Source organism: Acinetobacter sp. YH18001, assembly GCF_013416975.1.
Taxonomy (GTDB): Bacteria; Pseudomonadota; Gammaproteobacteria; order Pseudomonadales; family Moraxellaceae; genus Acinetobacter; species Acinetobacter pseudolwoffii.
Window position 1 is genome coordinate 1 of record NZ_VPEU01000134.1, and the last position, 1,181, is coordinate 1,181.

Genomic DNA, 1,181 nt, shown 5'->3' on the forward strand with positions numbered 1-1,181 from the left:
TCTCTGTACACGACAAAAATAGATAACTCATTGAAATAATGTCACAATAATTGTTTTCTAACGACGAATACTATGACACATCTCAATGAGTTATATCTTATCTTAAACAAATCTCTAAAATGGAACAAGTCACATTTAAAGTGCTTTGCGCTCATCATGCTTGTGATTATTTTAAAGCAAACATGTAATCTTTCTTCTGCATCTAAAGCCTTGCCCATCAAGTGTTTACCACAATCATTTTATCGACGTATGCAGCGCTTCTTTGCAGGTCAGTATTTTGATTATCGTCAAATTTCTCAGTTGATTTTCAATATGTTTTCATTCGACCAAGTGCAACTGACTTTAGATAGAACCAATTGGAAATGGGGAAAACGAAATATTAATATCCTGATGCTCGCAATCGTTTATCGTGGAATAGCGATACCTATCCTTTGGACATTGCTTAATAAACGTGGAAATTCAGATACGAAAGAGCGTATTGCTTTGATTCAACGCTTTATAGCCATTTTTGGTAAAGACCGTATTGTGAATGTGTTCGCAGACAGAGAGTTTATCGGTGAGCAGTGGTTTACATGGTTAATTGAACAAGACATCAACTTCTGCATTCGTGTTAAAAAAACTTCATTGTCACCAATCATTTAGGAAAGAATCATAAAATTAGTGATTTATTTCGCCATCTTAAAGTTGGTCAAATTGAATGTCGTAAACGACGGATTTTGGTTGGTCGGGTGAAACTATATATAAGTGCACTACAGTTAGAAAATGGAGAGCTTTTACTCGTCGTTTCTCCTCAGTTTAATGCCAATGCTATTCAGGATTATGCATTACGCTGGGAAATTGAAACCTTATTCAGTTGTCTCAAAGGACGCGGGTTTAATCTTGAAAATACGCGCTTGACAGACCCTAGACGAGTGAAAAAATTGATTGCGGTGTTAGCTATAAGCTTCTGTTGGTGTTACTTAACGGGTGAATGGCAACATAATCAAAAAAAAGCGATAAAAATAAAGAAGCATGGACGACTCTCAATGAGTTTATTTCGCTATGGTTTAGACTATGTTCAAATGGCGATTCAGCGTTTAATTGGTTTTGGGAAAAAAGAAGAGTTTAAGGAAATTTTGGCAATTTTAAGAAAGCAGAATCCTGATAGGATAAGGGTTCTGTGAAATTTGTCGTGTACAGAG

The 1,181-nt window shown here is 35.7% G+C and carries 1 protein-coding gene; it reads left to right on the top strand.

Annotated elements, in window-relative coordinates; all coding sequences use genetic code 11:
- Window positions 1-72 precede the first annotated feature (72 nt).
- Window positions 73-1,163, top strand: a protein-coding gene (locus FTV48_RS14815) for an IS4-like element ISAba1 family transposase (protein WP_085940648.1) whose coding sequence is annotated in 2 segments (ribosomal slippage) — window positions 73-613 and window positions 613-1,163 — 1,092 coding nt in all. Because the reading frame shifts where the segments join, the coding sequence is not laid out codon by codon here.
- Window positions 1,164-1,181: the final 18 nt, after the last annotated feature.